General features: G+C 62.0%; 21 protein-coding genes and 2 pseudogenes. 13 read left to right on the top strand and 10 right to left on the bottom strand.

Annotated elements, in window-relative coordinates; translation table 11 throughout:
- Nucleotides 1-7: 7 nt before the first annotated feature.
- From araG to C4J89_RS11560, 6 genes are read right to left on the bottom strand one after another with little or no spacing between them, the layout of a single operon-like run.
- Complete coding sequence (gene araG, locus C4J89_RS11585) at nt 8-1,510, bottom strand: L-arabinose ABC transporter ATP-binding protein AraG (protein ID WP_124414455.1); 1,503 nt, start codon at nt 1,508-1,510, stop codon at nt 8-10.
- Nucleotides 1,507-2,508: a substrate-binding domain-containing protein gene (locus C4J89_RS11580; protein ID WP_124414454.1), complete on the bottom strand. Its 1,002-nt coding sequence runs from the start codon at nt 2,506-2,508 to the stop codon at nt 1,507-1,509. Before C4J89_RS11580 ends, araG begins: the two co-directional genes overlap by 4 nt.
- A 44-nt stretch (nt 2,509-2,552) precedes the next feature.
- Nucleotides 2,553-3,416 carry an SMP-30/gluconolactonase/LRE family protein gene (locus C4J89_RS11575; protein ID WP_124414453.1) on the bottom strand — a complete coding sequence of 288 codons (864 nt, stop codon included), beginning with the start codon at nt 3,414-3,416 and terminating at the stop codon, nt 2,553-2,555.
- Nucleotides 3,417-3,432: 16 nt separating this feature from the next.
- Nucleotides 3,433-5,013 (bottom strand): aldehyde dehydrogenase (NADP(+)), encoded by a 1,581-nt coding sequence (locus C4J89_RS11570; RefSeq protein WP_124414452.1) that lies wholly within the window; start codon nt 5,011-5,013, stop codon nt 3,433-3,435.
- Nucleotides 5,014-5,024: 11 nt separating this feature from the next.
- Nucleotides 5,025-6,014, bottom strand: coding sequence for an AraD1 family protein (gene araD1, locus C4J89_RS11565; RefSeq protein ID WP_124414451.1), 990 nt, complete (start codon nt 6,012-6,014; stop codon nt 5,025-5,027).
- A gap of 15 nt (nt 6,015-6,029) precedes the next feature.
- Entirely contained in the window at nt 6,030-7,352 is a 1,323-nt protein-coding gene (locus C4J89_RS11560) for an MFS transporter (RefSeq protein WP_124414450.1), read from the bottom strand.
- Between the two features lie 192 nt (nt 7,353-7,544).
- On the opposite strand from C4J89_RS11560, the gene C4J89_RS11555 reads away from it, so the two are divergent.
- On the top strand, nt 7,545-9,281 hold the full coding sequence (locus C4J89_RS11555) for an IlvD/Edd family dehydratase (RefSeq protein ID WP_124362469.1): 1,737 nt from the start codon (nt 7,545-7,547) through the stop codon (nt 9,279-9,281).
- A gap of 48 nt (nt 9,282-9,329) precedes the next feature.
- Nucleotides 9,330-10,052, top strand: coding sequence for a FadR/GntR family transcriptional regulator (locus C4J89_RS11550; RefSeq protein ID WP_124362468.1), 723 nt, complete (start codon nt 9,330-9,332; stop codon nt 10,050-10,052).
- A 135-nt stretch (nt 10,053-10,187) separates the two neighbouring features.
- Here the strand turns inward: C4J89_RS11550 and C4J89_RS11545 are convergent, their stop codons facing one another.
- Nucleotides 10,188-12,314, bottom strand: coding sequence for a TonB-dependent siderophore receptor (locus C4J89_RS11545; RefSeq protein WP_124414449.1), 2,127 nt, complete (start codon nt 12,312-12,314; stop codon nt 10,188-10,190).
- Nucleotides 12,315-12,588: 274 nt separating this feature from the next.
- A complete protein-coding gene (locus C4J89_RS11540) occupies nt 12,589-13,680 on the bottom strand; it encodes an NADH:flavin oxidoreductase/NADH oxidase (RefSeq protein ID WP_124414448.1) in 1,092 nt (363 codons plus the stop codon).
- Between the two features lie 90 nt (nt 13,681-13,770).
- On the opposite strand from C4J89_RS11540, the gene C4J89_RS11535 reads away from it, so the two are divergent.
- Nucleotides 13,771-14,070, top strand: coding sequence for a helix-turn-helix transcriptional regulator (locus C4J89_RS11535; RefSeq protein ID WP_124370413.1), 300 nt, complete (start codon nt 13,771-13,773; stop codon nt 14,068-14,070).
- Between the two features lie 17 nt (nt 14,071-14,087).
- Here the strand turns inward: C4J89_RS11535 and C4J89_RS11530 are convergent, their stop codons facing one another.
- Nucleotides 14,088-15,113: a GGDEF domain-containing protein gene (locus C4J89_RS11530; RefSeq protein ID WP_124414447.1), complete on the bottom strand. Its 1,026-nt coding sequence runs from the start codon at nt 15,111-15,113 to the stop codon at nt 14,088-14,090.
- Nucleotides 15,114-15,115: 2 nt separating this feature from the next.
- A complete protein-coding gene (locus tag C4J89_RS11525; protein WP_177412812.1) occupies nt 15,116-15,967 on the bottom strand; it encodes a hypothetical protein in 852 nt (283 codons plus the stop codon).
- A 262-nt stretch (nt 15,968-16,229) separates the two neighbouring features.
- Here C4J89_RS11525 and C4J89_RS11520 point away from each other — a divergent pair, with 262 nt between their 5' ends.
- From C4J89_RS11520 to C4J89_RS11480, 10 genes and pseudogenes are all read left to right on the top strand, one after another.
- Nucleotides 16,230-17,120 (top strand): bestrophin family protein, encoded by an 891-nt coding sequence (locus C4J89_RS11520; protein WP_124414446.1) that lies wholly within the window; start codon nt 16,230-16,232, stop codon nt 17,118-17,120.
- Nucleotides 17,121-17,260: 140 nt separating this feature from the next.
- Nucleotides 17,261-18,292: pseudogene (locus C4J89_RS27440) on the top strand (cache domain-containing protein); the annotation flags it as partial.
- A 375-nt stretch (nt 18,293-18,667) separates the two neighbouring features.
- A pseudogene (locus C4J89_RS27435) lies at nt 18,668-19,204 on the top strand (methyl-accepting chemotaxis protein); the annotation flags it as partial.
- Nucleotides 19,205-19,370: 166 nt separating this feature from the next.
- A complete protein-coding gene (locus tag C4J89_RS11510; RefSeq protein WP_124362460.1) occupies nt 19,371-19,961 on the top strand; it encodes an amino acid synthesis family protein in 591 nt (196 codons plus the stop codon).
- Between the two features lie 39 nt (nt 19,962-20,000).
- Entirely contained in the window at nt 20,001-20,834 is an 834-nt protein-coding gene (locus tag C4J89_RS11505) for an alpha/beta fold hydrolase (RefSeq protein WP_124362459.1), read from the top strand.
- Complete coding sequence (locus tag C4J89_RS11500; RefSeq protein ID WP_124362458.1) at nt 20,831-22,312, top strand: aldehyde dehydrogenase; 1,482 nt, start codon at nt 20,831-20,833, stop codon at nt 22,310-22,312. The genes C4J89_RS11505 and C4J89_RS11500 overlap by 4 nt, the downstream gene beginning before the upstream one ends.
- Nucleotides 22,313-22,324: 12 nt before the next feature.
- Complete coding sequence (locus tag C4J89_RS11495) at nt 22,325-22,810, top strand: flavin reductase family protein (protein WP_124362457.1); 486 nt, start codon at nt 22,325-22,327, stop codon at nt 22,808-22,810.
- A gap of 13 nt (nt 22,811-22,823) precedes the next feature.
- Nucleotides 22,824-23,225: a carboxymuconolactone decarboxylase family protein gene (locus C4J89_RS11490; RefSeq protein ID WP_124414444.1), complete on the top strand. Its 402-nt coding sequence runs from the start codon at nt 22,824-22,826 to the stop codon at nt 23,223-23,225.
- Nucleotides 23,226-23,248: 23 nt separating this feature from the next.
- A complete protein-coding gene (locus C4J89_RS11485; protein WP_057721964.1) occupies nt 23,249-24,001 on the top strand; it encodes a GntR family transcriptional regulator in 753 nt (250 codons plus the stop codon).
- A gap of 2 nt (nt 24,002-24,003) precedes the next feature.
- Complete coding sequence (locus tag C4J89_RS11480) at nt 24,004-24,567, top strand: NUDIX hydrolase (RefSeq protein ID WP_124362455.1); 564 nt, start codon at nt 24,004-24,006, stop codon at nt 24,565-24,567.
- Nucleotides 24,568-24,613 lie beyond the last annotated feature (46 nt).

The raw sequence follows: 24,613 nt of genomic DNA, 5'->3' as shown, positions 1-24,613 counted from the left end.
TCGTCTCTCAGTTCGCCAGGCCGCGCGGCAAGGCCAGCTGCAGCAGGTTGGATTCAGTCGCGTGTGCGCGCAGTTGTTCACCGCGCAAGGCGCCTTCGCACAGCACCAGGATGCGGTCGGAAATGCCCATGACTTCCATCAGGTCGCTGGACACCACGATCACCGCGATGCCCTGCGCCGCGAGGTTATGGATGATCTGGTAGATCTCGGCCTTGGCGCCGATATCGATGCCACGGGTCGGTTCGTCCAGCAGCAGCACTTTCATCGGCATCGACAGCCAGCGGCCGAGGATGGCTTTCTGTTGGTTGCCACCGGACAGGTACATGATTTTCTGCGCCGCGTTCGGGGTCTTGACCTTCATCGCCTTGATCTGGTGGTCGGCGTTGCCTTTCTCCCAGCCATCGCGCAACAGCCAGCCGAACGCGGAATGCGCGCCACGGGCACTGATGTTGATGTTTTCGGCGACGCTGGACAGCGGAATGATGCCTTCCTTCTTGCGGTCCTCGGGGCACAGCAGCACCCCGGCGGCGATGGCATCGCGAGGTGAGCGCAATTGCAGCGGCTCACCGCACAACTCCAGGCTGCCGGCACTGGCACGCTCCAGGCCGCTGAGCAGTCGGAACAGTTCCGTGCGCCCTGCCCCCACCAGCCCGAACAGGCCGAGGATTTCGCCTTTGCGCACCTCAAAACTGATCGGTTCGCGCAAGCCGGGACCGAGCAGGCCGTTGACCTTCAGGGCGACTTCGCCGTGCTCTCGCGGGCGATAGTCGTAGATGTCCTGGATATCGCGGCCGACCATGCAGGTCACCAACTGGTCGTGGTTCAGCGCGCTCATGTCATCGAAGGTGCGCACGAAGCGGCCGTCCTTGAACACCGTCACCGCGTTGCAGATACGGAACACCTCCTCCATGCGGTGGGACACGTACAACACCACTTTGCCCTCATCGCGCAGGCGCGTGATGATCGCCATCAAGCGATCGATCTCCCGCGCCGAGAGGCTGCTGGTCGGCTCATCGAAGGCGATCACATGGGCGCCACGGGACAGCGCCTTGGCGATTTCCACCAGTTGGCGCTGTCCCAGGGACAGGCGCCCGAGCTTTTCCTGGGGGTCGATTTCATCAGCCAGGCCCTTCAGGCACGCCAGCGCCTGCTGGCGCAGCACGCTGCGATTGACCACGCCAAAACGCGACGGTAAATGCCCGAGGAACAGGTTCTCGGCAACCGTCATCTCCGGCACCAGGTGCAATTCCTGGTGGATCACCGCGACGCCGCTGGCAATGCTGTCGGCGGCGCATTTGAAGGCCATGACTTGCTCGCCGATCTGCACCGTGCCGGTGCTGGGAATATAGGCGCCGCCGAGGATCTTCAGCAGCGTCGATTTACCCGCACCGTTCTCGCCCATCAGGGCGTGCACTTGCCCTGGGAGGGCGGTGAAGCTGATGCCGTCGAGCGCCTTGACCCCAGGGAAAGTTTTGCCGATACCGTCAAAACGCAGGGTCGCAGCGGTCATTTCCACAGCCCGATCTTGGTCAGTTCCGCCTGGAAGTTCTCGCGGGTGATCAGGGTCACTTCGTCCATGGCGGTGTACTTCGGCGGTTCAGTGCCTTTGGTGACCCACTCGTACATCATCAGCGCGGTGTTGTAGCCCTCGATATGCGGGCTGGGCAGCATCGAGCCGAAGAAGCCGCTGTTGGCTTTCTTCAATTCACCGATGGCGTCGGTGCCATTGATGCCGATGCCGATCACATTAGCCGCCGCGAAACCGGCGCTTTCGGTAGCACGCACGCCACCCAGCACGGTGTTGTCGTTCATGCCGCCGATGATCAGGTTTTTCGCGCCGCTGGGCAGCTTGACCAGCGCCGAGTTGGTGGCGTCCATGCTGCCTGGGACGTCGAGGGTTTTCAGCGCGGCGGTCAGGATATGGTCCTTGGGAATGCCGGCTTCTTCCAGGGATTTGATCGAGCCGTCGGTGCGTTTCTTGCCGGTGTCGAGTTCGTTGAACGTGTTGATCACCGCATAGGTGTCCTTCCAGTCCCAACCGCGTTTTTTCGCTTCGGCGGCCATGGCGGCGCCCTGCTTCTGGCCCACTTCAAACGCGGCCATGCCCAGGTACGGCACATCCTCCATGAAGTTGCCCTTGGCATCGACGAAACGGTCATCCACCGCGATCACTTTCAGGCCGTTGGCCTTGGCCTTGGCGACAATCGCCGGGCCCAGGGACACATCCGGCGGGCAGATCACGAAACCCTTGGCGCCGTTGGCGGCCAGGCTGTCGATGGCCGAAAGGGTTTTCTCACCGTCGGGCACGGCGATCTTGATCACAGTGAAACCGTGCTCCTTGCCGGCTTTTTCGGCGAAGGCCCATTCGGTCTGGAACCAAGGCTCTTCGGCCTGCTTGACCAGAAAGCCGATCTTCACTTCTTCAGCCAGCAGCAGGCCGCTCAAGCTCATGGCCGAGACCGCCACAGCGGCGCAGCACAGGGAACGCAAACCACGACGACGATTCATACGGGTGACTCCTTGTTGTTGTTTTTGAATATTCGTTTTTCGGTTTATCCGGCGAAGCGGTGACAGGGCTTGCCTGGCACCTCCACTTGCAGGCTCAGTACCGCACCGTCCAATGGGTGATCCAAGGGGCTGGCGGCGCTGGTGATATATAGGGTGGTCAGGTCAGGCCCACCAAACACGCAGCTGGTGGGACGGCTGACGGGCAGTTCGACGACGCGGTCCACCTGCCCTTCAGGCGTCAGGCGTAGCAGGCAACTGCCGTCCCAGCGCGCATTCCAGATGTAGCCCTCACTGTCCATGGCCGAGCCGTCCGGCCCGCCGCGTTCGTGGGCAGCGAACCACGTCCGGGCGGCGTCGAGCTGGCCGTCAGGCTGAATGGCATGCCGGTACAGCGTGCCATCCAGGCTGTCGCCGAAATGCACATGGCCGCCGTCGTCGCTCCATAACAGCGTGTTGGGAATGCCCAGCCCGCTCAGCAGCGGCGTAACCGTCGCATCGGCGTCGATACGAAACAGCCCGCCGGAGCGTCGCGTGATAGGCAGGTCTTCACCGTGGGCGCCGATGTTGTTCTGCATGGTGCCCAGCCACAGTCGGCCCTGGGCATCGCAACGGGCTTCGTTGCCGCGGTTACCCGGTTGCGGGTCGGCCACGCACAGCAAAGACAGGGCTTCGGTGTTCAAGTCCAGCCGGTACACACCGCTGCTCAGGGTCACCAGCGCATCCCCGCTTTCGCAGGGGATGAACGCCGAGACGTGTTCGGGTAATTGCCAGACTCGCAACTGCCCGTCCATCAGGCGCAGGGCCTGGCGGGCGGCGATATCCACCCAATACAGGGCCTGGGACGGAGCATCCCAGAACGGCCCTTCGCCCAACCGGGCACGGTGCGGGGTGACTGCGCTCAACGACATGAAGCCTCCGGATGACTTACAGGGATTCTCGAGACGGCGCGCCATCCACCAGCCGCTGGATACGCAACGGGTTAGCGTTTTTCAGCGCGTCGGGCAGCAGGCTATCAGGGTAGTTCTGGAAGCACACCGGGCGCAGGAACCGATCGATGGCCAAGGTGCCGACCGAGGTGCCACGGGCATCGGAAGTGGCCGGGTACGGCCCGCCGTGCACCATCGAATCGCAGACTTCCACACCGGTGGGGTAACCGTTGAGCAGGATGCGCCCGACTTTCTGCTCCAGCAGCGGCGTCAGCTCGGCGAACTGTTGCAGGTCGGCCGGTTCGCCAATGATCGTGGCGGTCAACTGCCCGTGCAGGCCGTGCAAGGCGGCGCTGAGCTGGGCCTGGTCGGCGACTTCGACGAACACCGTGGTCGGGCCGAACACTTCTTCCTGCAGCACTTCATCGCCGTCGATCAACAGGCGCACATCGGCCTTGAACAACTGCGGCTGGGCCTGGTTGCCCGATTGGGCGTTGCCCGCCAGGTGCTCGATACCGGGGTGAGACAGGAGCTTTTCCAGGCCCTTGCCGTAGCTGCCCAAGGTGCCCGCGTTAAGCATGGTTTGCGCTGGTTGCTCGCCGATCAGCTTCGCGACCTGTTGCGTGAACGCGCTGAACGCTGGGGACGTGATGCCGATCACCAGGCCAGGGTTGGTGCAGAACTGACCACAGCCTTGCACCACCGAGGCGGTCAGGTCGCGGGCGACGCTGTCGGCGCGGGCTTGCAGCGCCTGCGGCAGCACGATGACCGGGTTGATGCTCGACATCTCGGCAAACACCGGGATCGGCTGCGGGCGCGCCGCCGCCATATCGCACAGGGCACGGCCGCCCTTGAGCGAGCCGGTAAAGCCGACGGCCTGGATCGCCGGGTGCTTGACCAGCGCTTCGCCAACGCCGCCGCCGAAGATCATGTTGAACACGCCCGCCGGCATTTCAGTGGCTTGGGCGGCGCGGATGATCGCATCGGCCACCTGCTCCGCCGTCGCCATATGCCCGCTGTGTGCCTTGAATACCACCGGGCAACCGGCTGCCAGCGCAGCGGCGGTATCACCGCCGGCGGTGGAAAAGGCCAGGGGGAAGTTGCTGGCGCCGAACACCGCGACCGGGCCCAGGCCGATGCGGTATTGGCGCAGGTCCGGACGCGGCAATGGCTGGCGATCCGGCAGCGCTTTGTCGATGCGCGCGCCGTAGAAATCACCGCGACGCAACACCGTGGCGAACAGGCGCATCTGGCCGCTGGTACGCCCACGTTCGCCTTTGATACGCGCCGCCGGCAAGGCGGTTTCGCGGCAGACCAGTTCGACGAAATCATCGCCCAATGCGTCCAGCTCGTCGGCAATCGCATCAAGAAATTGCGCACGGCGTGACGCGCTCAACGCGCGGTAAGCCGGGTACGCGGCGGCGGCCGCTTTGGCGGCGGCATCGACCTCCTGCGGGGTGGCCTGGTAGAACGCCTGGGGCAAGGCTTCGCCGGTGGTGGCGTCGACGCTCTGCAACTGGGTGCTGCCGTTGGCACTGCGCTGGCCGCCGATGTAGTTGTGACCGAGGAACTGAGGCATGGGGCTCTCCTTTAAAGGGTAATGACGTTGCCGGGTGCGAATACCGCGTCGTCGCTGCCGACACGGTTGACCAGCGGCGCGCCGAATTCAGCCTGGGTAATCTCGAACACATCGCCGGCCTGGGTACGTATACCGTCGGCAAATGACAGCGTGGCAGTGCCGAAGAAGTGGATGTGCACATCGCCGGGCTTGAGGAACTGGCGGTATTTGAAGTGGTGGTATTCGAGGTTTTCCAGGCTGTGGCACATATTGGCCTCGCCGCTGAGGAATTCGTTCCGCCAGATTTCTTCGCCGTTACGCAGGATGCGGCTGGTGCCTGCCAGGTGCTGGGGCAACTCGCCCACGCGCAATTCCGGCCCGTAGCTGCAACTGCGCAGTTTGGAATGGGCCAGGTACAGGTAGTTCTTGCGTTCCATCACATGGTCGGAGAATTCGTTGCCCACCGCAAAGCCCACACGGTAGGGCTTGCTGTCCGGGCCGATCACGTAGAGGCCACCGATTTCCGGCTCTTCGCCGGCGTCTTCGGCAAACGGCGGTACCGGGAACGCTGCGCCGGGGCGCACCACGGTGCTGCCGTCGCCTTTATAGAACCACTCCGGTTGCACGCCCGCCTGCCCGGCGGCTGGCTTGCCGCCTTCAACGCCCCATTTGAAGATGCGCATGGTGTCGGTCAGGGCGGTGTCGTCACCGGCCTGGTGCATTTTGTCTCGCGCCGAGGCGCTGCCCAGGTGAGTCAGGCCGGTGCCGCTGATCAGCATATGGGCCGGGTCCGGGTGGTCCAGTGGCGGCAGCACTTTGAGCTCGGCCAGCAACGCAGCGTAGTCGTGGCTGTCGCCCAGGCCAAGGCGGTTCACCTGCTGCTCAAGGCCCACACCGGCTTCGATCGCGGCCAGGGCCAATTCACGCACGCTGCGCGCCGCCTGAACTTCGCGCAGCTGTGTGCCTTCCACTACGCCGACGCGGCGTTCGCCGTTGGGCAACTCGAACTGAACTAAACGCATGCCATTTCTCCTGAATTAAGTACGTGTGGCGCCACGGGCACTGGCGGCGAATTGCTCGGTGGGCAGCACATGCTTGCGTTCCAGCAGGCGATAGACCACCAGGGTCAGCACCAGCCCGAACAGCATCACACCGGATAGAAAGTACAAGCCCGACGCCAGGTTGCCGGTGTACTCCTTGAGCGCACCGATCACGAACGGGCCGATGTAGCCGCCAAGGTTGCCCACCGAATTGATCAACGCGATACCGGCCGCCGCACTGGCACCGGCGAAGAAGCGCCCCGGCAAGGTCCAGAACACTGCAGTGCAGGAAAACATCGCGAACGCCGCCAGGCACAGGGCCGCCATTTGCAGCACCGGCACACTGAGCCAGGCGCTGAAGAACAGGCCGATGGCGCCCAGTACATAGAGCACGGCGAGGTGGCCGTAACGGTCATTCAAACGGTCGGAACTGCGCGGGATGATCAGCAGGCCGATGATGCCGAAAATGTACGGCACGGCGGAGATGAAACCGGTGGTGAGGTCACTGCCGCCAAATTGCTTGATCAAGGTCGGCAGCCACAGGCCCAGGCCGTAGATACTCAAGGTCACCGGCAGGTAGAACAGCGCCAGCAGCAACACGCGCTTGTCCTTGAGCGCATGCAGCGGGTTGCCGTGGCGGGTCTGGCCGTAGGCTTGCAGGTCTTTGTTGAGCTCACCGGTGAGCCAGGCCTTTTCTTCCTCGCTCATCCACTTGACTTGGCTGGGGCCGTCCGGCAGGTAGCGCAGCACCGGCCAGGTGAGCAGGATCGCCGGGGTGCCGATCACGATGAACAGCCACTGCCAGCCGTGCAGGCCCAGGGTGCCGTCCATGCCCAGCAAGCCGCCGGACACGGGCCCGGTAATCATCATCGCGATTGGTTGGGAGAGGATGAACAGCCCGAGGATCTTGCCGCGATGGCGCACCGGGAACCATTGGGTGATGTAGTACAGCACGCCCGGAAAGAACCCGGCCTCGGCCGCGCCGAGCAGAAAGCGCATCACATAGAAGCTGTGCGGCCCTTGTACAAAGGCCATGCCGATGGTGATGGTGCCCCAGGTGATCATGATGCGCGCGAACCAGCGCCGCGCGCCGAAGCGGTCGAGCATCAGGTTGCTGGGAATCTCGAACAGAAAGTAGCCAATGAAGAACAACCCCGCGCCCAGGCCATAGGCCGCATCGCCGATGCCGACGTCGGCGCCCATGTGCAGCTTGGCGAAGCCCACGGCGGAGCGGTCCACGTAGGCAATCAGGTACAGCAGGATCAGGAAGGGAATCAGTTTCAGCGTGATGCGCCGAATAAGCCGCAGTTCCTGGCTCATGGGGTCGATCTCCGATTGTTGTTTTTATAGAAGCTCGGGGGACGCCTCTCGCGAAAATCCGCCAGGGTCATACCTCAGTTGAGAAAGACTATATAGTAGGACTATTTGCAAAACAACTCTTCCAAAGCTTCGATTTTGCGCTTATGTTTAACCACGCTCAGAACATATAGTCATACAATAAGAGAATCGATCATGTCTGATAAAAAGCCCGGCCTACGCTCCGCCCAGTGGTTCGGTACTGCCGACAAGAACGGCTTCATGTACCGCAGCTGGATGAAGAACCAGGGCATTGCCGACCATCAGTTCCATGGCAAGCCGATCATCGGCATCTGCAACACCTGGTCGGAGCTGACCCCGTGCAACGCGCACTTCCGCCAGATCGCCGAGCACGTTAAACGCGGTGTGATCGAAGCCGGTGGCTTCCCGGTAGAATTTCCGGTGTTCTCCAACGGCGAATCCAACCTGCGCCCCACCGCCATGCTGACGCGCAACCTGGCGAGCATGGACGTGGAAGAAGCGATTCGCGGCAACCCGATCGATGGCGTGGTGCTGCTCACCGGCTGCGACAAAACCACCCCGGCCCTGTTGATGGGCGCCGCCAGTTGTGATGTGCCGGCCATCGTCGTCACCGGCGGGCCGATGCTCAACGGCAAGCACAAGGGCCAGGACATCGGCTCGGGCACGGTGGTGTGGCAGCTCAGCGAACAGGTCAAGGCCGGCACCATTACCCTGGATGATTTCCTCGCGGCCGAAGGCGGCATGTCGCGTTCGGCGGGTACCTGCAACACCATGGGCACCGCGTCGACCATGGCCTGCATGGCCGAGGCACTGGGCACCTCCCTGCCCCACAACGCGGCGATTCCGGCAGTGGATGCGCGGCGTTATGTGCTGGCGCACATGTCGGGCATGCGAGCGGTAGAGATGGTGCGCGAAGACTTGAAACTGTCAAAGATCCTCACCAAGGAAGCCTTCGAAAACGCGATCCGGGTGAACGCGGCCATCGGCGGTTCGACCAACGCGGTGATCCATTTGAAAGCCATCGCCGGGCGCATCGGCGTCGAGCTGGACCTGGACGACTGGACCCGCATCGGGCGTGGCATGCCGACTATCGTCGACCTGCAACCCTCGGGGCGCTTCCTGATGGAAGAGTTCTACTACGCCGGCGGCCTGCCCGCCGTACTGCGCCGCCTGGGCGAAGCCAACCTGATCCCGCACCCGAATGCCTTGACCGTCAACGGCAAAACCTTGGGCGAGAACACCAAGGACTCACCGATCTACGGCCAGGACGAAGTGATCCGCACCCTCGACAACCCGATCCGCGCCGACGGCGGCATCTGCGTGCTGCGCGGTAACCTGGCGCCGCTGGGTGCGGTGCTCAAACCGTCTGCCGCCAGTGCCGAGCTGATGCAGCACCGAGGCCGCGCGGTAGTGTTCGAAAACTTCGACATGTACAAGGCGCGCATCAACGATCCGGAACTGGACGTGGACGCCAACTCGATCCTGGTCATGAAAAACTGCGGGCCCAAGGGTTACCCAGGCATGGCCGAAGTCGGCAACATGGGCCTGCCGGCCAAATTGCTGGCCCAAGGCGTGACCGACATGGTGCGCATTTCCGATGCGCGCATGAGCGGTACCGCCTATGGCACGGTGGTGCTGCATGTGGCGCCGGAAGCCGCAGCGGGCGGGCCGTTGGCGGCCGTGCAGGAAGGTGACTGGATCGAACTCGACTGCGCCAACGGGCGCCTGCACCTGGACATTCCCGACGCCGAATTGGCGTCGCGCATGGCCGATTTGGCGCCGCCCGAAAAACTCATCGTCGGCGGCTATCGCCAGCTGTACATCGACCATGTGCTGCAGGCCGACCAGGGTTGCGACTTCGACTTCCTGGTGGGCTGCCGTGGCGCCGAAGTCCCACGGCATTCCCACTAATTGGGATGCTATGATGCGGCGAATTTAAGCCAGAGCCTGCCCGTCGTTATGGATCACCAGCCGCCCAAGCCGCGCAAGAGCATGCATGCCCAGATCGTTCAGGACTTGGGCATGCACATCGTTTCCGGACGCTTCAAACCGGAAGAAAGACTGCCCATGGAAGCCACGCTGTGCGAGGAATACAAGGTCAGCCGTTCGGTGTTGCGCGAGGCGACGCGGGTGCTCAGCGCCAAGGGCCTGGTGTATTCCAAGCCTCGGGTGGGCGCCGTGGTGCGGCCACGCTTGAAGTGGCACCTGCTCGACCCGGACGTGCTGTCCTGGTTGATGCAGTCCACGCCCCACAGCGAGTTTTTCAACACCCTGGCCGGCGTGCGGCGCATTCTCGAACCGGAAATCGCCGCCATGGCCGCGACCACCGCCACCGACGAAGACATCGCCACCATCGAAAAAGCCTACGTGGGCATGGAAACCGCGAAAACCCACGAAGACCTGTTGCAGGCCGACCTGGACTTTCACCGCGCCATTGCCGACGCCACCCGCAACGACCTGCTCGCCTATATGTGCAACATGCTCTCGCTGCCGTTGCGCGAGTCGATCAACATCACCAACCGCCGCCCGGATATCCAGGGCCTGAGCCTGCCCCGGCACAAGGCGATCCTCACCGCGATCAAAAACCGCGACGCACTGGGCGCGCGGCATGCCTCGTTGGTGCAGTTGGATGACACACGGGTGGCGTTGGATACGGTGATGAATGTGTTGACGCCGTTGTAGCGCGCCCAGGGGATAAATGGGATCAAATGTGGGAGGGGGCTTGCCCCCGATAGCGGTATATCAGTCAAAAATATTGAGACTGACACACCGCAATCGGGGGCAAGCCCCCTCCCACATTTGGAACTGTGTACAGCGTCAGAGGGTGTAGGAGATTCCGACCTGCACCGTGCGCGGTGCGCCTGGATAGGCGTAGATATTGCCGAACGCGCCTTCCTCATACTCGCGATTGAACAGGTTTTTCACGTCCAGGTTCAGGCGTACCTGTTCGTTGACCTTGTAGTAGCCCAGCAGATCAACCACGGTGTAGGCGTCCATCGAGAAGGCGGTATTGGCGGTCTGGCCGGCGCGCTGGTCGACGTATTTGCCGCCGGCGCCCAGGCCCAGGCCCTTGAGGGCGCCGTCCTGGAACTCATAGACGTTGAGCAGGCTGAAGCTGTTGCGCGGAATATTCAACAAGCGCGTGCCGGAGCGGATGCTGTTGTCCTTGGTGACTTCGGCGTCCACGTAGGCATAGCCGCCGATCATGCGCCACTCAGGCGTGAGGTTGCCCGCGACGTTGAGGTCAAAGCCTCGGCTGCGCACTTCACCGGCGGCGACGCTGAACGTGTTGACCACCGGGTCGGTGGTCAGTACGTTTTTCTTGTCGATCTGATAAATCGAAGCATCGACGCTCAGTTGGCGGTCCAGGGCTTCCCACTTGATCCCCATCTCATAGGACTTGCCCTTTTCTGGCGCGAAGCCACCGCCTTCGCGTGCCGCACCGGTGTTCGGCTTGAACGAACGTGCGGCGTCGGCATACACCGCGACGGTATCGGTGAGGTCGTAGATCACACCCACACGTGGGGTGACGGCGTTTTCTGCGCTCTGAAAGGGGTTCACGCCGGGCACATAACTTTCATAGTCATGTTCAAACCGTTCGAAACGTGCACCGGCCAGGACTTTCAAGCGCTCGGTCAGGGCCACCTGGTCCTGCACGAAGGCCGCGTAGGTCTTGAGGTTTTCCTTGTCATGGGTCGGCGTGCGCGTCAGCGGTGGGCGCGCCTGGCCGTAGACCGGGTTGAAGATATCGATCGGGTAAGTGCCCGCAGTGGCGCTGGAGCGCTGGATGATCGACTTATAGTCGTAGTCTTCGTACTCGATGCCGGTCAGCAAGGTGTGCTCGAAACCAGCGGTGGAGAAATGCCCGGTCAGGTTGAGCTGATAGTCCTTGTCGGTCCACTCCAGCTTGCGGTAGTTAAAATTGCGTTCCAGGGTACGGCCATCGGCGCCCAGGCCGTTAGCCTCGATTGCGTTGCCCTTCAACGTCCCGTCCAACCATTGGAAACCACCGCCCAACGTCCAGTTGTCATTGAGCGCATGCTCGAAACGCAACTGCGCCATGTTGTTGTCGTTGTGCAGCTTGCCCACGTCCTTGTCGCCCCAGAACGTCTCGCGCGACGGCGTGCCTCGCTGATTCGGATAACGCGTCAGGCCACGGTCCAAGGGGGCATTGTTACGCATGAAGTCGCCTTCGAAGATCACCTTGGTGTCATCGCTGGCCTGCCAGGTGAGCACCGGTGTCACGCCGTAGCGTTCGGTCTCGACGTGATCGCGGAAGGTGTCACCGCCCTCGCCCACCACATTCAGGCGATATGCCAGGCGGCCTGCTTCGTCCAGCGGGCCGGAGGCATCCAGGGTGCCGCGCTTCATGCCTTGGTCATTGACTTGGCTGCCCAGGGTGACGCTGCGTTCGGCCAGCGGCTGCTTGGACACCACGTTGAACGTGCCACCGGGGTCGCCACGGCCGTAGAGCATGGTCGCCGGGCCGCGCAACACCTCGAGGCGCTCGATGGTATTGGCATCCGGCATGTTCGGGTAACCGCGATTGATCGGGAAACCGTTGCGGTAGAACTCACCGGTGGTAAAGCCCCGCACGGTGAAGGTGGTCAGGCCCTGGCCACCGAAGTTGTTGGCGCGGCCAACCCCGCCGGCATAGTCAAGGGCATCCTGCAGGCGCGTTGCGCCGATGTCTTCGACCACATCCCTGGACACCACGCTGATGGACTGCGGGGTTTCATGAATCGAGGTGTCGGTGCGCGTCGCACTGGCTGATCGCGTGGCGTGGTAGCCCTTGACCGGTCCTTGAGCCGTCTCGAAATCCGCCGTGCCGGTCACAGTGGTCGCTTGCAACTCAAGGCTGGTGTTTTCGGTGGGGGCACTATCTGCCCAACTGAACGGGGAAAACGCCTGCAGCACACAGATGGAAATCAGGGTACGACGCATGGATGTTGAACCTAGTGAATGAGCCAGATGGGGCGGCAAACCTGCCAAGAATTCGCCGCGCATCATATATCAACGCATTCGCGTTTGACATCTATTCTCATTTGCTATCTTTCGCGTATCAGCTCTGTATCAGGTAGCTCGGTATTCCTGATGTATGAAAACCAAATGTGGGAGGGGGCTTGCTCCCGATGGCGGTGGATCAGGCAGCTTATCTGCTACTGACCCACCGCCATCGGGAGCAAGCCCCCTCCCACAGTTTTACCGAGTCGCTAGCTCAGCGATAACGTTCCAACCAATGCGCATACGGCGCCGGCAAGGTCCACGACGACTTGTCCACGCCCAGTTCCTTGGCCGCAAAGTACGCCCAATGCGGATCGGCCAGGTGCGCACGGCCCACGGAGACCAGGTCAAGATGCCCGGCCTGCAGCGCGCTTTCGGCCAGTTGCGGTGTACCAAAGCCCCACGCCGAGGTCACCGGAATACCGGCTTCACGGCGCACACGTTCGGCAATCGGGCCCATGAACGCCGGGCCCCACGGGATGTTGGTGTCGGGAATGGTGAACCCAACGCTGACGCTCAGCAGGTCCAGGCCACCGGCCTTGAATCGGCGGGCCAGTTCGATGGACTCGGTGAGGGTCTGCTCATCACGGCCGTCGTACTCAATCACGCCGAAGCGGGCGGTGAGCGGCAGGTTTTCCGGCCAGACTTCACGCACGGCGGCCAGGGTTTCCAGGAGGAAGCGGCTGCGGTTGTCGAAGCTGCCACCGTAGGCGTCGGTACGCTGGTTGGAGTGTTCGGAGAAAAAGCTCTGGCCCAGGTAGCCATGGGCGAAGTGCAGCTCGATCCATTCAAAACCGGCGTCACGGGCACGACGGGCGGCGTCGACGAAGTCTTGCTGGACGCGGGCGATGTCGTCCAGGGTCATGGCACGCGGTACGTTGGGCAGGTTCGCGCCGAACGCAATGGCCGACGGGGCGATGGTTTCCCAGCTACGGGCATCGGAGGCCGGGATGTGGTCGTCGCCTTCCCATGGACGGTTGGCGCTGGCTTTGCGACCGGCGTGGGCAATCTGGATACCGGGTACGGAACCTGCAGCCTTGATCGCCTTGACCATCGGCACGAACGCCTGGGCATGGGCATCGCTCCAGATACCGGCGCAGCCTGGGGTGATACGCCCCTCCGGCGCGACGGCAGTGGCCTCGACCACCAGCAGGCCGGCGCCGCCACGGGCCATGCCGGCCAGGTGCACGTGGTGCCAGTCATTGACCATGCCGTCGTCGGCCATGTATTGGCACATCGGCGGGATGGCAATGCGATTGCGCAGGGTTACGTCTTTGAGTTTGAACGGTTCGAACAAAGCGGACATCAGATACTCCGGATAAACGTGCGTGATTCGATAGTTCGATGGTAATCGAACTATGGTATTCAACGCTACCCCCCTGTTATGATCCGCGCCATGCGAGCCTTCAAACACCCTACCCCGCAAGAGCTGACACTTGAGCGCGTGCTCTACGCCCTCAGCGACCCCGTGCGCCTGGAAATCGTGCGCTGCCTGGCCGGCGTGCCCGAAGCCACGTGTGGCGAACTGGACGGCGGGCGCCCCAAATCGAGCATGTCCCACCACTTCAGGGTGTTACGTGATGCGGGCCTGGTGAACACCCGCAATGTCGGCACCACCCACATGAACTCGTTGCGTCGCGAAGAGCTCGAAGGTCGCTTCCCCGGGTTGTTGGCGAGTGTGCTTGCCCAACGGTGAACACCGGCCCCTGCGCTTCAGGCCGTGACCGGCCGCAGCGGCGCGCCATCCAGATGCACACAGTCCTTGCCATTGCGCTTGGCGCCATACAGGTTTTTGTCGGCTAACTTGAGTACCGTCGACAAGTCGTCACCTGCCGAAAAGCGCGCCATGCCGGCACTGCACGTGTAGTTGTGAGGCGCGGCGACGCTGCAGCGGATCGCCTGCAACAAATCCAGCACAAACTCGCCGGCCCGCGCCGGGTCATCGCCCTGCAACAACACGCCGAACTCTTCCCCACCGATGCGTCCAAAGCTGTGGCTGCCTTTGGCGTTTTTCAGGCAGAGCGCCATGGCGCGCAAAATCTTATCGCCGACGTCGTGGCCGTACAGGTCATTCTTGGCCTTGAAGCTGTCGATATCCAACATGATGAAGTAGCCGCCCTGGCCACTGTCGAGCAACTTTTCGAAGCTTTGCATGAACGCGCGCCGGTTGAGGATAGAGGTCAGGTAATCGGTCTCGGCCAATGCGCGAAACTCACTTTCCACCAGCAACACCGAACGCAGGTTCTTCAAGTATGAGTAACTCAGGATGAAACCGATCGACACTGACGACGCGCAAAATATCAGCAGATAACTTTGGGTGCCGACATAGAGTTCGGCCTGCATCGGCGACCACAGGATAAGCCAGACCGACAGGGCGCCGACCAGATAATCCTGGACACTGATAAACAGGATCGCGCTGCCGACCACCAGTGTGACGGCCAGGGGCAAGCCGTAGATACGCAATGGCGGATTCAAGTGAATGATGTAGGCAAACCCCACCGACAACAGCACGATATAGGTCACCCCCAGCAACCGCCACAACAGGAAGTTCGTCGTCAGCGAATGAAAACGGCACACAACTAACAGGCCGAGGGTGACGCTCAACACATACGGGTCGAACATCATGGCCTGGATCAAGCCGATACCAGTCCAGGCAACGATGCCTATCCATTCGGCTTGCGTTACCGCAGGCGACAGCAACCGGCGCATCCTGGGCCTTAACTTCAAGTGAGCAGGCATCCCTACGCTCCCATTTCAATAGCATGCAGGCCAACCGCAAATGAAAAGGCCATGAACCGCTTTACCAGGCTGACAAAGGGCGGCAAAACTTCCAGCCGGGTCTTGGAGTGCGCTTTGAAATAGCCTTTTTCCACGCCCTCCTGCACCATCCGAATAATGTGGGTCTTGGACACCGACAGTTGCTTGGCCAATGCCAGATACGAAGATGACCTGAACGTCGCCCGATCATTTTCCGGTGCAAAGGCATCGTTATAAATGGCCAACATCAACAGGTGCCCGGCGTCCCTTTTAACCAGCCAGTAACACTCGGGCAGCAATACATCGACCGTGAGGTCGGCGTCGAGAATGATGGCAAAACCCTTGAAATAAAGGGCCAGGAAACCGCGGTCATCCAACTCACGCAATTGTTGAAAAATCGCCCTCTCGGGGTACAACCGCGCCAACGACTCCGTGAGGGAGGTCAACATCAGGCGCGCTTCACGGCAGGCTTCGTCCGAGGGCGCATACACCCTGAAGCGACTGTCTTCAGGGTGCGGCGCAACCTCCATGAAGCCCAGCGCACGAAACAACAGAAAGATCGACTCCAGGCTGTTTTTCGAACAATACCTGCGCGTCACGCACAGGTTTTTAACTTCGGACAACAACGGCAACGGCGTGGCGAAGTACTCGCTCAATAACGCAAACGACACCATCAAACGGCTGTATTTAAGTGCACTCTTGTAGAAAAACGGTCGTCTGGAATAGGGCACGAGCAGCACGTGGTAATGCGCTCTCAAGCACGATTCAAAATCCCTATGACGTTCGAGCGCTTGCGCGGTATTACACATAGCCGACTTCAACGAACTGACATGCATGAAAGAGCCCTGATCATCCAACTTGATTCCACTGATCTCAGCTACGAAATCCCTGCAGCCCGGCCCCAAAACAAATCACGTGGTAAACCCTGCGGTTAATGGCTTTTTGCCTCGGCGCAATGTACAGCGATTGCCGCGCCAGACGACATCAGTACCAAAGTTGTTCCAGATTTCCCGAACCGGGTCCCGTCAGGCGAACCTTCACCCGTCTACGGCGTCGTAACCTGGCACTGTTGCCAACCGCACGCCGCGAGGTTCTCGTTTGAAAGCTGCCCTTCTCAAGAAATACCGCCTGATCATCAAGACCATGGGCTATGTGGGCTGGGCCCTGTTCTGGCTGTTGCTGTGGGATATTGCCGTTACGGTGGATTTCATGCTGTTCCTCAACTCCAAGATCAACCTGCCGCTGATGCCCCTGACCTTGCTGGGTTCGGCACTGGTGGTGCTGATCAGTTTCCGTAACAGCAGCGCCTACAACCGCTGGTGGGAAGCGCGCACCTTATGGGGCTCGATGGTCAATAACTCGCGCAGCTTCGCCCGCCAGGTACTGACCCTGCTGGACGATCCCGACAGCGAAGTGAACCCGATCAAATCCACGCTGTTGCGCCGTCATGTGGCCTATGTGAATTGCCTGGCCGCGCACCTCAAGGGCGAGCCCTGCCCGGAGGAAGTGCGCGCGTTCATCCCTGACGCGGAATTTGCGCGCAATGGCGCAACCAACAACTTCGCCAACGACATTCTCACTGGCTCAGCCGCATTGCTGGCCCGGGAATACAAGGCCGGTCACCTGGACAGCATCCGCCTGGCGCGGTTGGAGTCGACGCTGGTGGACCTGTCCAATGCCCAGGGCGGCATGGAGCGGATCGCCAACACGCCGCTGCCCTACCCCTACGTGTATTTCCCACGTCTGTTCATTTCGCTGTTCTGCCTGATCGTGCCCGTGGGCCTGGTGGAATCCCTCGGCTGGTTCACGCCGCTGGCCTCCACGGTGGTGGGTTTCATGCTGCTGGCCATCGAACGCATCGGCACCGACCTGCAAAGCCCGTTTCGCTCCAGTGAACATCAGATTCAAATGGAAGCGATCTGCGAAACCATCGAGAAGAACCTGCAGTCGATGCGTCGTGACGCCATGGCCGGTGACCAGATCGGCTGATTGCCCCCCTTCCCTCAAGTGCCGCCGCCCTCGGTCGATATACCGAGGGTAAGCATGACCATGTCCTCATAAAACGCATGCGACGCACAGCACGACCGTTTTCTCCCTTGCCAAAACTATAAATACCCGCGGGTGAAGTCATGAATATCAAGCAGAAGCTGACATGGGCGTTTGCGGCCATCGCGTGCCTCCCGGTCATCCTGGTCGCGATGATCGTGGTGCTGAATGTGCGCGAAGGCGCCCTCGCCAACTTTCTCGACAGCAGCGGTCGCGAGATCCGCCAGATCGACAATGGCATGAAGCAGTTTTTCGACGGCATCAGCCAGAACGTCGAGTACGTGGCCAAGGACCCGCGCGTTATCGCGGCCAAAGACCTGAAGAGCTACGCCAGCGCGGACGCCGCGCAAATCCCGCTCACACCGACCAACACCGAACTGCTGGCGATTTTCGACCAATTCGCCAAAAGCCATCCCAGCACTGCCTACCTGTCCCTGGGCCTGCGCGACGGCGGCTACGCCAGTTGGCCGGACGACACCAAACTGACCAACTACGACCCACGCGTACGCCCCTGGTACCAGGCGGCCATTGCGGCGCCAGGCAAGACCGTGCGCACCGGTGCCTACTACTGGGCACCGGACGATGTGGTGCTGATCGGTACCGTGCATACCGTCGCCGACACCACTGGCAATATCCTTGGCGTAGTCGGCCTGGACGTGTCGCTCAAGCAGCTCACCGAACTGGTGCGCACCATCAAGCTGGGCGACAGCGGCTACCTGATGCTGGTGGAAGGCAACGGCAACGTGCTGGTAGACCCCAGCGATGCCAAGCACAACTTCAAGCCCCTGGCCGACCTGGGGCCCAACTACGCCGAACTGGCCAAGGGCGGCGACGGCGTGACCCGGATCGACATCGACGGCGTGGCCTATATGGCCAACGTGGTCAGCTCCAAAGACCTGGGCTGGCGCTTTATCGGCCTGATCAAGCGTGACGAAGTGATGGCCGGCGCCACCCGCCTGACGTGGTTGATCGCCGCCATCGCCGCCGTCTTGGCGGTGGTATTCGCCATCGTCGGCGCCAGTTTCGCCCGCGTGATCGTGCGCCCGATTCGCGGTGTGGCCGACGGCCTGCAGGAAATTGCCGAAGGTGAAGGCGACCTCACGCGCCAGCTCAAGGTGCAGGGCAAGGACGAAACCGCCAGCCTGGCCGGTTGGTTCAACCAGTTCCTGAGCATGATCGCCCAGTTGGTGCAGCGCATCGGCAACGCGTCTTCGGACCTGCAAACCGCCGCCGCTGACACCCGTGAAGTCGCGCACAACATGAACCAGGCCGCCGGCCGCCAACGCGAAGCCGTGGAACTGGTGAGCACCGCCTTCAACGAAATGGTGGCCACCGCCAATGAAGTGGCGCGCTCGTGCAGCGCCGCCGCGTCGAGTGCCGACGAAGGCTATCGCGACGTACACAACGGCCAGCAGCACATCGGCGAAGCCACCGGCAGCGTGCTCAAGCTCAGCGAAGACCTGCAGAAATCCACGCAGACCATGCAGTTGCTCGAACAAGACAGCCAGAACATCAACGCCATCCTCGATACCATCCGCTCGATTGCCGAACAGACCAACCTGCTGGCGCTTAACGCTGCGATTGAAGCCGCACGCGCCGGCGATCAGGGCCGAGGGTTCGCCGTGGTCGCCGACGAAGTCCGCGCCCTCGCCCGCCGCACCGCCGACTCCACCGGCGAGATCGACAGCCTGCTGGGCAATCTTGCCCGCCGCACCAAGGAAGTCACCCAGCAAATGCAAAGCAGCCTGCAGGGGTCGCACACCAGCGTGGAACGCATCCAGCAGGCCCGCGACAGCTTCGACAAGATTCGCGGTTCGGTGGACTCGATTCGCGACCAGAACACCCAGATTGCCACCGCCGCCGAAGAGCAGCACCAAGTGGCCGAAGAGATCAACCGGCACATCGCACAGATTCATGCCGATGCGCAGTTGGTTGAAGAGTTTGCGCATACGGCGCAGAGCGGGTCGGGGCGTTTGACCGACATTTCCGGTCAGCTCAACGGTCTGGTGGGCCGCTTCAAGTTCTGACGTCCTCTCCCAAGGCAGGCGGTGAGCCCTTCACCGCCTGATCGCTGCATACCCCCCTCCTCAACAAACCCACGCACGCCTGCCTGGGATCTTGCCGCACGCCTATTGCGCTTCTCGTATTATGGTATACCATCATACGCAGACCCTCACTGAGACGGAGCAGCCCATGAGTTTCGAAATCCGCAAGATCGTCAGTTATGTAGAAGAGACCTTTATCGAGGGCGGCAAAGCCTCCGACACGCCCGTGAAAATGGTCGGCCTGGCCGTGGTACTGAAAAACCCCTGGCTGGGCCGTGGTTTCGTCGAAGACCTGAAGCCGGAGATCCGCGCTAACTGCTCCGACCTCGGCGCGCTGATGGTCGAGCGCCTGGTGGGCATCATCGGCGGTGCCGACAAGATCGAGGCCTACGGCAAAGCGGCCGTGGTAGGCGCCGATGGCGAGATCGAACACGCGAGCGCGATCATCCATACCCTGCGCTTCGGCAACCACTACCGTGAAGCCGTCAAGGCCAAAAGCTACCTGAGCTTCACCAACAAGCGCGGCGGCCCGGGTACCTCGATCCAGATTCCAATGATGCACAAGGACGACGAAGGCCTGCGCTCGCACTACATCACCCTGGAAATGCAAATCGAAGACGCGCCGCGCGCTGACGAAATCGTCGTCGTGCTGGGCTGCGCCGATGGCGGTCGCCTGCACCCACGGATCGGCAACCGTTACATCGACCTGGAAGAGCTGGCGGCTGAAAAAGCCCAGTAAGCGACACCGGCCATAAGAAAAAGCATGCAGGAGCGCTCCATGATTCGGCTCACCGCTGAACGCACCCCGGCGGGTACCAGTTACCTGGCGACCGGCCAAGGCCAGCCTGTGGTTTTGATCCACGGCGTGGGCCTGAACAAAGAAATGTGGGGCGGGCAAATCGTTGGCCTGGCCACCAATTATCATGTGATCAGCTATGACATGCTCGGCCATGGCGCCAGCCCGCGCCCGGCCCCCGGCACACCGTTGCTCGGCTATGCGGACCAGTTGCTGGAACTGCTCGACCACCTGCAACTGCCCCAGGCCACGGTGATCGGGTTTTCCATGGGCGGCCTGGTCGCACGGGCGTTTGCCCTGCATTACCCCGACCGTCTCAAAAGCCTGGTGGTGCTCAACAGTGTATTCAACCGCAGCCCCGAGCAGCGTGCCGGTGTGATCGCACGCACGGCCCAGGCCGCCGAGCACGGGCCGGATGCAAATGCGGAAGCGGCGCTGTCGCGCTGGTTCAGCCGTGAATACCAGGCGGCCAATCCGGCGCAAATCGCCGCGTTGCGCCAGACCCTGGCGGGCAACGACCCCCAGGGCTACCTCACCACCTACGAGCTGTTTGCGACCCAGGACATGTACCGCGCCGACGACCTCAAGGTGTTGCGCGTGCCCACCCTGGTAGCCACCGGCGAACTGGACCCCGGCTCGACGCCGGAAATGGCCCGGCAACTGGCCGACCGTATTCCCGGCGCCACGGTTGCGGTGCTGGCCGAGCAACGGCATATGATGCCGGTGGAATCACCGCGCCTGGTCAATAGCCTGCTGCTGGGGTTCCTCGACACCGTGTACGCCCAAAACAATCCAATAAAGGGGATCGTTGCATGACACTCGCACGCTTCCAGATGTGCATCGGCGGTGAATGGGTCGATGCCCTGTCCGGCAAGACTTTCGACAGCCTCAACCCGGCCCTGGCCGAACCCTGGGCGCAATTGCCCGATGCCGATGAAGCCGACGTGGACCGCGCCGTACAGGCCGCGCAATCGGCTTTCGAGAGCCCGGCCTGGCGCGGCCTCAGCGCTACTGCACGGGGCAAATTGTTGCGCCGCCTGGGTGACTTGATCGCCGAAAACACAGAACAACTGGCGCAGCTGGAAAGCCGCGACAACGGCAAACTGATCCGCGAGACCCGTGGCCAGGTAAGCTATCTGCCGGAGTTCTTCCACTACACCGCAGGCCTGGCCGACAAGCTCGAAGGCGGCACCTTGCCGCTGGACAAACCGGACCTGTTGGCCTACACGGTCCACGAAGCCATGGGCGTGGTCGCCGCGATCATTCCGTGGAACAGCCCGCTGTACCTGACGGCGATCAAACTCGCGCCGGCCCTGGCGGCGGGCAATACCATCGTGATCAAACCCTCGGAGCACGCTTCGGCAACCGTCTTGGAGCTGGCGCGCCTGGCGCTGGAAGCCGGGATTCCACCAGGCGTGGTCAACGTGGTGACCGGCTACGGCCCAAACACCGGCGCCGCCCTCACCCGCCACCCGTTGGTACGCAAGATCGCCTTTACCGGCGGCGCGGCCACGGCACGGCATGTGGTGCGCAGCAGCGCGGAGAACTTCGCCAAGCTGTCGCTGGAACTGGGTGGCAAGTCACCGAATATCATTTTTGCCGACGCCGACCTCGACAGTGCCATCAACGGTGCAATCGCCGGGATCTATGCGGCGTCCGGGCAGAGCTGCGTGTCCGGTTCGCGCCTGCTGGTTCAGGATGAAATCTACGACGAGTTCGTCGAGCGTCTGGTGGAACGCGCCCAACGCATCCGCATCGGCAACCCGCAGGACGACGCCAGCGAAATGGGTCCCATGGCCACCGCCCAGCAACTGGCCGTGGTAGAAGGCCTGGTGGCGGATGCCATCGCTGAAGGCGCGCGCCTGCGCACCGGTGGCAAGCGCCCGCAGAACCTCGGCGAAGGCTGGTTCTATGAGCCGACGCTGTTCGAGTGCGACACCAATTCGATGAAGATCATGCAGGAAGAAGTGTTCGGCCCGGTGGCTTCGGTGATCCGTTTCAAGGACGAAGCCCAGGCCCTGGCCATCGCCAACGACTCGCAGTTCGGCCTCGCCGCCGGCATCTGGACCCGTGACCTGGGCCGCGCCCACCGCCTGGCACGCGACGTGCGCTCGGGGATCATCTGGGTCAACACCTACCGCGCCGTCTCGGCCATGGCGCCCATCGGCGGCTTCAAGAACAGCGGCTATGGACGCGAAAGCGGCATCGATTCGGTGCTCGCCTACACCGAGCTGAAGACGGTGTGGATCAACCTCTCCCAGGCGCCCATGCCTGATCCCTTTGTGATGCGTTAAGAGACCACAACCATGATCGAACCCGGCATTTACAAAGACGTCATGAGCTCGTTTCCTTCGGGCGTCACGGTGGTCACCACCCTCGACCCGGACGGCGGCATCGTCGGCATCACCGCCAGCGCCTTCAGTGCGCTGTCGATCGACCCGGCCCTTGTGCTGTTCTGCCCCAACTACGCGTCGGACACCTACCCGATTCTGCGCGACAGCAAGCGCTTCGCGATCCACCTGCTGTCCGCCGGCCAGACCGCCGAAGCCTATGCCTTCGCCAGCAAAGGCAAAGAAAAGACCAAGGGCATCGAGTGGTACCTCAGCGAGCTGGGCAACCCGTTGCTGGCCAACGCCACGGCCATCATCGAGTGCGAGTTGTGGCGCGAATACGACGGCGGCGACCACGCGATCATTGTCGGTGCGGTGAAGAACCTGATCCTGCCCACACAGCCGGTCACGCCGATGATCTATCACAAGGGCAAGCTGGGCCCACTGCCGACCCTGGCCTGAGGAGCGCTGAACCATGAGCAACGACAAGTATGAACAGGGCCTGAAAATTCGTACCCAGGTCTTGGGTGAAGCCTATGTACAGCGTTCAATCGACAACGCCGACGACTTCACCCGACCGCTGCAGGAGATGGTCACCGAGTACTGCTGGGGCCATGTGTGGGGCCGGGAGGGTTTGTCGCTTAAAGAACGCAGCATGATAAACTTGGCGATGATTTCGGCCCTCAATCGGCCTCACGAACTCAAGCTGCACGTGCGTGGCGCCTTGCGCAACGGGCTGAGTCGTGAACAAATACGCGAAATTCTGCTTCAGGTCGGCATTTACTGCGGGGTTCCCGCTGCTGTGGACAGCTTCCGGCTGGCCCGTGAAGCCTTCGCCGAAGCCGATGCCGATGCCGATGCCGAGGCCTCCAGTTAACCGCTACATTCAGAGCAGACCCCATGAAACGCGCGCCCCTCGACGATAGCTTCAAGGTCAATCACAACCCGGTCACCCTGCGCGAAATCGTGCTGGAGAAACTGCGCAGCGCCATCATGAATTTCCAGCTACTGCCCGGTGACCGCCTGGTGGAGCGCGACCTGTGTGACCGCCTCGGTGTCAGCCGCACGTCGGTGCGCGAAGCCTTGCGCCACCTGGAGTCCGAAGGCCTGGTGGAATTCGCCGATGCCAAGGGCCCGCAGGTGGCGATCATCACCCTGGCCGATGCCGTCGATATCTATGAACTGCGCTGCGTGCTCGAAGGCTTGATCGTGCAGCTGTTCACCCTGCGCGCCAAGGCCAAGGACATCAAGGCCTTGGAAAAAGCCCTTGAGGAAAACCGCAAGGCTCTCAAGGAAGGCGAACTGCAGCAAGTGATCGACTCCGTGCAGGGCTTCTACGATGTGTTGCTCGAAGGCTGCGGCAATCACGTGGCCGCCACTCAGTTGCGCCAGTTGCAGGCGCGTATCAGCTACCTGCGCGCGACGTCTGTGTCCCAGCAAAACCGGCGTGGCGCCAGCAACCAGGAAATGGAACGCATGGTTCAGGCGATCAAGAGCGGTGACCCCCTGGCAGCCCACCAAGCCTGCGTCGATCACGTGCGTGCAGCGGCAGCCGTGGCCCTGGATTACCTCAAGCGCAAACAGGAAGAAACCGGCAAGCTCCCCGAGATCACCCTGCCTATCGCGCTCAAAGAACCGCGCATAGGTCACTGATCGTGCCCTGCCCCAGCTTCTGCCCGACCTGCGGCGGCCGTGACCTCGGTCACCAACTGCCACCGGGCGACACCCACGAGCGCCTGATGTGCCGGGACTGTGGCTACATCCACTACATCAACCCCAAGATCATCGCCGGTTGCATCATCGAGCAGGACGGCAAATACCTGCTGTGCCAGCGCGCAATCCCCCCACGCCCCGGCACCTGGACGCTGCCGGCGGGCTTCATGGAAGGTGGCGAAACCACCGAAGAAGCGGCGTTGCGCGAAGTCTGGGAAGAGACCGGCGTGCGCGCCGCGATCGTGTCGCCCTACTCGATTTTCAGCGTGCCGAAAATCAGCGAGGTGTACATCATCTTCCGCGCCATCGCGCTGGAGATCACCGGCCAGTTCGGCCCGGAAACCCTGGCCTACACATTCTTCGCCCCCGAGGACATTCCGTGGGACAGCATCTATTACCCGGCGATCCGGCAGATCCTCGAGCGTTACATCGAGGAACGCCAGGCTGGGGTGTATGGCATCTACATGGGGAATGATGACAGCGGCAAAATCCACTTCATGCGCTGAGCCCAGGCCAAACCGGTCTTAATGTGGCAGGCGCGGTGCGACGATT

Origin of the sequence: Pseudomonas sp. R4-35-07, from assembly GCF_003852235.1 — a bacterium.
GTDB lineage: Bacteria > Pseudomonadota > Gammaproteobacteria > Pseudomonadales > Pseudomonadaceae > Aquipseudomonas.
The sequence above is the reverse complement of the archived record's forward strand: the minus strand, read 5'-3'. Positions and strand labels throughout refer to the sequence as shown.

Bases quoted from the DNA above. Each gene is read 5' to 3' on its own strand.
- C4J89_RS11545 (WP_124414449.1), bottom strand. From the start codon at position 12,314: ATGCGTCGTACCCTGATTTCCATCTGTGTGCTGCAGGCGTTTTCCCCG.
- C4J89_RS11580 (WP_124414454.1), bottom strand. From the start codon at position 2,508: ATGAATCGTCGTCGTGGTTTGCGTTCCCTGTGCTGCGCCGCTGTGGCG.
- C4J89_RS11505 (WP_124362459.1), top strand. From the start codon at position 20,001: ATGATTCGGCTCACCGCTGAACGCACCCCGGCGGGTACCAGTTACCTG.
- C4J89_RS11485 (WP_057721964.1), top strand. From the start codon at position 23,249: ATGAAACGCGCGCCCCTCGACGATAGCTTCAAGGTCAATCACAACCCG.
- C4J89_RS11560 (WP_124414450.1), bottom strand. From the start codon at position 7,352: ATGAGCCAGGAACTGCGGCTTATTCGGCGCATCACGCTGAAACTGATT.
- C4J89_RS11570 (WP_124414452.1), bottom strand. From the start codon at position 5,013: ATGCCTCAGTTCCTCGGTCACAACTACATCGGCGGCCAGCGCAGTGCC.
- C4J89_RS11500 (WP_124362458.1), top strand. From the start codon at position 20,831: ATGACACTCGCACGCTTCCAGATGTGCATCGGCGGTGAATGGGTCGAT.
- C4J89_RS11530 (WP_124414447.1), bottom strand. From the start codon at position 15,113: ATGCCTGCTCACTTGAAGTTAAGGCCCAGGATGCGCCGGTTGCTGTCG.
- araG (WP_124414455.1), bottom strand. From the start codon at position 1,510: ATGACCGCTGCGACCCTGCGTTTTGACGGTATCGGCAAAACTTTCCCT.
- C4J89_RS11490 (WP_124414444.1), top strand. From the start codon at position 22,824: ATGAGCAACGACAAGTATGAACAGGGCCTGAAAATTCGTACCCAGGTC.
- C4J89_RS11555 (WP_124362469.1), top strand. From the start codon at position 7,545: ATGTCTGATAAAAAGCCCGGCCTACGCTCCGCCCAGTGGTTCGGTACT.
- C4J89_RS11495 (WP_124362457.1), top strand. From the start codon at position 22,325: ATGATCGAACCCGGCATTTACAAAGACGTCATGAGCTCGTTTCCTTCG.
- C4J89_RS11510 (WP_124362460.1), top strand. From the start codon at position 19,371: ATGAGTTTCGAAATCCGCAAGATCGTCAGTTATGTAGAAGAGACCTTT.
- C4J89_RS11575 (WP_124414453.1), bottom strand. From the start codon at position 3,416: ATGTCGTTGAGCGCAGTCACCCCGCACCGTGCCCGGTTGGGCGAAGGG.
- C4J89_RS11550 (WP_124362468.1), top strand. From the start codon at position 9,330: ATGGATCACCAGCCGCCCAAGCCGCGCAAGAGCATGCATGCCCAGATC.
- araD1 (WP_124414451.1), bottom strand. From the start codon at position 6,014: ATGCGTTTAGTTCAGTTCGAGTTGCCCAACGGCGAACGCCGCGTCGGC.
- C4J89_RS11535 (WP_124370413.1), top strand. From the start codon at position 13,771: ATGCGAGCCTTCAAACACCCTACCCCGCAAGAGCTGACACTTGAGCGC.
- C4J89_RS11525 (WP_177412812.1), bottom strand. From the start codon at position 15,967: ATGCATGTCAGTTCGTTGAAGTCGGCTATGTGTAATACCGCGCAAGCG.
- C4J89_RS11540 (WP_124414448.1), bottom strand. From the start codon at position 13,680: ATGTCCGCTTTGTTCGAACCGTTCAAACTCAAAGACGTAACCCTGCGC.